General features: G+C 36.3%; 8 protein-coding genes and 1 pseudogene. All 9 read right to left on the bottom strand.

Annotation, left to right across the window (positions count from 1 at the left end; translation table 11 throughout):
- Window positions 1–220 precede the first annotated feature (220 nt).
- On the bottom strand, window positions 221–931 hold the full coding sequence (locus HNP81_RS24145; RefSeq protein WP_312859711.1) for a macrolide family glycosyltransferase: 711 nt from the start codon (window positions 929–931) through the stop codon (window positions 221–223).
- Window positions 932–957: 26 nt separating this feature from the next.
- Window positions 958–1,425, bottom strand: a complete 468-nt coding sequence (locus HNP81_RS24140) for a glycosyltransferase (protein ID WP_246399510.1) — start codon at window positions 1,423–1,425, stop codon at window positions 958–960.
- A gap of 762 nt (window positions 1,426–2,187) precedes the next feature.
- Window positions 2,188–2,517 (bottom strand): DUF5661 family protein, encoded by a 330-nt coding sequence (locus tag HNP81_RS24135; RefSeq protein WP_246399514.1) that lies wholly within the window; start codon window positions 2,515–2,517, stop codon window positions 2,188–2,190.
- A 9-nt stretch (window positions 2,518–2,526) separates the two neighbouring features.
- Window positions 2,527–3,102 (bottom strand): annotated as a pseudogene (locus HNP81_RS24130) (cupin domain-containing protein); the annotation flags it as partial.
- A 144-nt stretch (window positions 3,103–3,246) separates the two neighbouring features.
- The gene (locus HNP81_RS20640) at window positions 3,247–3,471 is read right to left on the bottom strand and encodes a hypothetical protein (RefSeq protein ID WP_182503858.1); all 225 of its coding nucleotides are present in this window, start codon (window positions 3,469–3,471) and stop codon (window positions 3,247–3,249) included.
- 364 nt (window positions 3,472–3,835) lie between these two features.
- Window positions 3,836–3,931, bottom strand: a complete 96-nt coding sequence (locus tag HNP81_RS20635; protein ID WP_161632340.1) for an IS3 family transposase — start codon at window positions 3,929–3,931, stop codon at window positions 3,836–3,838.
- A 100-nt stretch (window positions 3,932–4,031) separates the two neighbouring features.
- Complete coding sequence (locus tag HNP81_RS20630) at window positions 4,032–4,808, bottom strand: sulfite exporter TauE/SafE family protein (protein ID WP_182503857.1); 777 nt, start codon at window positions 4,806–4,808, stop codon at window positions 4,032–4,034.
- Window positions 4,809–4,858: 50 nt separating this feature from the next.
- A complete protein-coding gene (locus HNP81_RS20625) occupies window positions 4,859–5,086 on the bottom strand; it encodes a sulfurtransferase TusA family protein (protein ID WP_028391127.1) in 228 nt (75 codons plus the stop codon).
- Between the two features lie 23 nt (window positions 5,087–5,109).
- Complete coding sequence (locus HNP81_RS20620) at window positions 5,110–6,237, bottom strand: MBL fold metallo-hydrolase (protein WP_182503856.1); 1,128 nt, start codon at window positions 6,235–6,237, stop codon at window positions 5,110–5,112.
- Window positions 6,238–6,273 lie beyond the last annotated feature (36 nt).

Genomic DNA, 6,273 nt, shown 5'->3' with positions numbered 1-6,273 from the left:
TCGCGATAAGTACCTTGCGCTTCCTTAGTGGTTAGTCGATGTGTACCCCCACAGTGGACTTTCACCACCTAGATAGTTGCCATGCCTGGCACACATGAAAAAGAATCTTCAACGAAAACGAAGATTCTTTAGATGATTCAATTGACCTGTTACCTCGGTAATCTCTTCTAGGACTAGGAGTGATTCAAATGTCAATCGACTATTTTTCTGACTGAACCCCTTATATGCCTTGGAAGATACCCGAACTTACCTTTTTTAAGTACTCATCTATAGCCGTTAGAGCTGCTTTTTCTCCACCTGCCTTTTTAAAGCTATTGCTCAACTTCTTAGCATTTTCCCGATAAGTAGGATTGGACAATACCTGTTGAACTGATTCTTGTAGCTTTTCTATGCTTACTTCATGTGGATCAATTTTAAACCCGGCTTGAAGTTCCTCCAATCGATTAGCGATCATAGGCTGATCTGAGGTCTGAGGGATGACGACAAGGGGCACTTCATAATAGAGAGCCTCGCTCGTACTATTCATCCCTCCATGAGTAATGAAAACGTCCGTATGCTTTAAAACTTCAAGCTGTGGTAGATATCTACGTACAATGAAGTTTTCCGGTAAAGGCTGCAGCATGGCTAAATCAGTAGCCATGCCCACTGAAAAGATGACTTTCCCCTCAAAGTCTCTAAAAGCCTCTATGCAAGTTTGAAAGAAAGATTCAAACCCTTGCAAGACGGTACCCATTGAAATATACAGTACTTTCTGGTCTTTTAGTTCCTCTAACGGAAAATCATGTGTTTGCACCCGTTTGGTGATGGAAGGACCGATAAATACATATGAATCATCCATATATTCTCCACCTGGTTGAAATTCTCTGCTTGTATAGACAATATTCAAATCAGAAGTATTCATCATAAATTGGAGAGGATGCTTTATCTTCACACCGAAACGTTCCTGGATCCGTTCCGTTATAGTCGAATTTTTTTCTCTATTTCCAGCGATGGAGTTAGAGGTAGACCCCTGCCACTTTCTAGCATTTTCAGGAATTGCTCCTGAGGCATAGCGAAGGACGATGATGAAGAGATAGAAGGAAGGTTTAAATAGTCTTTGATCAGCAGTCCCGCACCAAACATATCATGATACACATAATCAAATGGTATGGAATCAGCTAATTCATGAACAACAGCCAATATATCATAGGAAAGTTTTAAATGGACTTGCATAAATTCATGAATACTGGTAACTTTTTGAGGTGTGAATCCCTTTAAATGATTTGGATGAAGATATACATTCGCACCCAAACCTTCAATTCTCTCTTTAAATTCTTCAGTGGTTACGTAATGAACAGTATCTCCACGATCAATTAAAGCTTTTACTACACCCAGAGTCGGATTAACATGCCCCTCAGCTGGAAAGCTTATCATTAATACATTCATTAACTTTCATTCCCCTTTCCTATAACATATAAATCACTCAATCTTTTTTCATGATACAATACCATTCTTATTTTTATCCAATATAAACCATCTTACTTGCCTAAAAGGAGACTTTAGTTCTAATGCGACAATAATTTGATAGGAAAATAGAGCCTATATTACTATGCTAATTTGTGAATTATGATGCCATTTCAAACAACTCATGTATGAATTCAGCTTATTCAACAAGTGAAATCTGATCTAGAAATGAATACTCTATACAAAACTAGTTAACATAAAATCAACTATATGAAGTTAGCAAAAACTACAAACCTAGACGTATCAAGGGATTGGCGTTTTTGTAACTGTTAGTTTGGATTAAAGTTTGATCAAAAAAACCTCACAAACCCATATTTTATGATAAATAAAAAGAAGCCATTTTGACAAAAGATTGATCAAAATGGCTTCTTTTTCAGCAGATATAGGTTAGGTTTTTATAAAAAAGTTTGATCATTTCTACTTGTTTTGTTCCGCAATCGAGCCCGATTGTGGAAGATCGAAAAATTTAATAGAGTATCAAAAATTGAGCTTTAGTTATTGTGCTAACGCCTCCATTAGTTTAAGTGTGTTTCTTCACAAACAACAGTCGATTGGTACACTTGAGAATTATTCTCTAAGTTAACTCTATTCAGAAGTCCATTATTGCAAAAATAAACCATCCTGAAACACAGGATGGTTCTTATATTTTATTTCAATATGAGTTTTGCAGGGGTATACTGTATTTCATTTGTTCCAATATGCTTTTGCTTCTTCCTCAAGTATTTTTAATCTTTTGTAATAATCAGGAAATTCATTGAGATGAGCTAGTGCAATTTTCCCAGTAATAATAGGGTCATCCCCAGTAACATTCGTTTGGCTGGACTGTTTTCCATGTTCAAGTTCAGTATTCACTCCCATCCAAAACTCATCTAAATCAAACTTACTTTTATCAAAGTCAATACCTAAAAGTAAAGCTATCGCTGCTGCCTCCTCTTTAGAAAAGCTAGTTTTAACGATGTTAAAATTATTAGTTTGAATCCTATTTGGATACTTTGTTGGATGAAAATAGTGCATATCACAATCAAAACGGTGTTCTGCAGCCAAAGCATCTGCTTTAGTTACATGTACTGTGTCAAATGGATGTTGTGGAGGTGCGTATATAGAATAAACTTTCAACGGGATATTACCTGTATTGGTTACATTATGCCATGTTCCAGCAGGTATCATAATGGCGGAATCGTCATAAACATTTCGCACAAAGTTTAAATTATCTTTTCTCTTGCCCATTTGAACAATCCCTTTACCTTGTTCAATGCGTAAAAATTGGTCAACGTTAGGGTGAATTTCTAAACCGATATCTTCCCCAGCTTTAAGACTCATCAATGTAACTTGCAAATGATTTCCTGTCCATAATGCGTTACGGTAGTTATTGTTTTGTTTTGTAGCTTCATTAATATTGATTACAAATGGTTTCCGTCCATAATCTTTTAGCCCGACTTTATTTCTTCCATTTGATGTTTGAAAAAAATCCAATCGGTTAGCAACGTTGTGCGTAGTCCAGTAATTGGGCTGTATTATTTTGTTATTTATTGTTCCATTAAAAAAATAAGGATTTGGATATTGATATTGGTGGGAATACGAAAAAGGAGCATCGTACATTTTTCTCAACGCCTTCACAAATTTTTCAAATTATCTTATGCACTATGTTAAGGAAATGTACTAATACTCAGGGTTACTCCATTTCATATATAGTGTGGTTGAAACGGCAAAAGAGAATGATTTGAGTTCCTGTAATTTTCTTCGCTATTTGTATGAAACGCTGCCGAATATGGATCTAACGAATAAAAAAGAAATAGATAAAGTCTTGCCGTGGTCATCTAGTTTACCCTCGGCATGCAGAATACCGATAAAAAGTGAAGCAAACAAAACATAGTCCCGAAATACACCCACCCATGTAGTATTTGGAGGCAATTTGACGTTTACCTTAAATAAATCAAATGCAACATATGGACCGTTGCTCTTTTCCACAAACCATCCCCAATTTATAAGGTGAAATAATAGGCTTTGTGAAGAAATGATAGGGCTTAGATACAAAAGTCAATAAGCACGTTTGTCCGCACACTCCGCAATATAAACCATAAATCTGGTTTCGTAGGAATGACAAGTGCAATTGATTATCATGGATTTCATGGTGTTCATGGAATACCTGGTTTACATGGCGTAGGTGGTTTCGGTGGCATTCATAGAAGTGTTGGCCACTAGAAATAAGTCCTTCATTAACTACACCCACACAAAAGCCCCTCTCAATTACTTAGGTGTATCCTTTGGAAAGGATATTAAAAAAAAGCTAGGCAACTTGAAGGAGATACTGTCTGAATTTTGCAGGCGGCATCTATTTTAGGCTCGATTGTCCTCGATAATGGTTGTAATAGGTCATATAATTTTTTACTTCGCGTTTCACATCTTTTAATGTCTCACAGTTTTTCAAATCAATTTCATTTAAAAAGAATGCTTCTTAACTTTAACTGTATCTATTTCAATTATTCTGACTTAGGAGCGCCTATTTCTCTTGTATAATTTTGAAAAACTTAAAAAATTGCTATCCAAGTCTTCACTGCTGTCACTAGAATTAATATCCCCATTATGCCTTGCAAAACTTTTGTGTTCACTTTTTTTCCCATGTTGGCTCCAATAGGTGAAGCAATTAAACTCGCAACAACCATAATAAGTGCAGGCAGGACTGGTACTTGACCTGTTGAGATTTTTCCAGTAACAGCCCCTATTGACGAAATAAGTGTAATTGCTAAGGAAGAAGCAATTGTCATTCTTGTTGGTATTTTTAAAACCACAAGCATGATAGGAACTAATAGAAATGCGCCTCCCGCACCTACTATGCCAGCCCCTATGCCTACTGTAAAAGCAAATAATGCCGCAAGCCATTTATTAAATTTTACTTGTTCTAAAAGGATATCATCAATGCCCTTATGGGGAACAAACATCATGACAACAGCAATAAGAGCTAAGATTCCATAAACGATGTTAATTCCACTTTCCGGCATGAGAGTAGAGCCAAATCCCCCAATCAAACTTCCAATCAAAATGCTAATTCCCATGTAAGTAATTAATGTTTTATTTAAATAACCACCTTTACGATAAGCCAAAACACCACCTACTGTCGTAAAGAACACTTGGATGGCTGTAATTCCTGAAACTTCATGAACTGTAAAATCACCTACACCTAACATGACTGGAATATATAATAACATCGGGTAGTTGATAATTGCCCCACCAATTCCTAACATCCCTGAAATAAAAGAACCTACAAACCCAATTAGGAAGATTGTCATTATTAAATTAATATCCATGTTGTCCCCCTCTTTAGAAAAAGGGAACCTAATTTGGTTCCCTTTACTTTTTAACCCTTTTTAATCCAAAATGTTAACACGCTGTTTTCTTCTTCATACTTTAATACTTCGTGTCCACCGGATTTAGCCCATGCTGTTAGATCGTTTTTTGCCCCTTTATCAGTTGTATGAACTTCTAATACTTGACCTGTTTCAAGCTCTCCTATTGCTTTTTTGGTTTTAATAATCGGCATTGGGCAAGCGAAGCCTTTGGCGTCTAATACTTTTGTTGCTTCCATTTTGTATTCCTCCTTGTTTGGTATTATCGAACTGCACAACGGTTTGGTCCGATTTCCATTTCTCGTTGTTGATCCATGTCTGGATTGATTTTCCCCATATTTGTTTCTCGAATTTCTTGATATGCATTTGGCTGTGGAGGTAAGTTTTCAGTTACCAATTTCCTAAATTCATTTTCATCTTCGATATTGAGTCCGTGATTTTTTACGAACAATGCACCTAATTTTTCTGAAACACTACCATCATCATTTAACTCGTCTATGATCATAAAATGTGCTGGAAGGACAATTAGTTCTTCTGACAATTCTCTGTAGCGTTTATAAAGAGTTTCTCTTAAATCACCCACCCAATCTTCCGCCTTACCTGCCAGGTCGGGTCTTCCGATTGAATCAATGAACAAAATATCTCCTGAAATCAAGAACTTTTTATCAACTGCAAAAGATGTAGAACCAATGGTATGACCTGGTGAATACAATGCTGCAATATTAATAGTTGTGTTACCGATTGTTATGTCATTACCATCTTCTAATGGTTGGTAATCAAAAGTTACTTCTGTTGCATCCTTTGGTGGTAGCCAGTAGACAGCATCAGTTTTCTCGGCAATTGTACGTCCTCCGGAAATATGGTCAGCATGAAGGTGCGTATCAATTACATGTTTAATTTTTGCTCCCATGTTTTCAGCAAAATCAAGATAGATATCTGTCATACGTGTTGCATCAATCACTGCTGCTTCACCATTTGAAAGCACCATGTAGGATAAACAACCTTTACCGATTCGAACGAATTGATAAATTTCGCCACCATCATTTAGGTCGCCCACTTTAACCGGTTCTAAATGTTCACTCCATGCTTTCATTCCACCCTTAAGGTATGACACGTTTAACCCGGCATCAGAAAGCATTTCTGCCACCATTACTGATGAACCTTCCTTTGCACAAACAACCAATACTTTTTTGTTAGTCGGAATTTCCTCCATAATTTCTTCTACACCATCAAGCAATTCAAAATAAGGAACATTTAAATACTCAAAGTTTTCTCCTTCGATTTTCCAATCGTTAAAATCACTTGCATTACGAACATCAAGAATAAACAACTCTTCATTATTAAAAACTGTTTTCGTCACTTCTTTTGAAGTCATTACATTTACAGTCAATCCAAATACCCCCTATGGTATTAATTTATTTAAAAA

The organism is Peribacillus huizhouensis (assembly GCF_014138605.1).
GTDB lineage: Bacteria > Bacillota > Bacilli > Bacillales > DSM-1321 > Peribacillus > Peribacillus huizhouensis.
This window is presented reverse-complemented; position numbering and strand designations above follow the sequence as displayed.

Bases quoted from the DNA above. Each gene is read 5' to 3' on its own strand.
- HNP81_RS24140 (WP_246399510.1), bottom strand. From the start codon at position 1,425: ATGAATGTATTAATGATAAGCTTTCCAGCTGAGGGGCATGTTAATCCG.
- HNP81_RS20625 (WP_028391127.1), bottom strand. From the start codon at position 5,086: ATGGAAGCAACAAAAGTATTAGACGCCAAAGGCTTCGCTTGCCCAATG.
- HNP81_RS24135 (WP_246399514.1), bottom strand. From the start codon at position 2,517: ATGCACTATTTTCATCCAACAAAGTATCCAAATAGGATTCAAACTAAT.
- HNP81_RS20630 (WP_182503857.1), bottom strand. From the start codon at position 4,808: ATGGATATTAATTTAATAATGACAATCTTCCTAATTGGGTTTGTAGGT.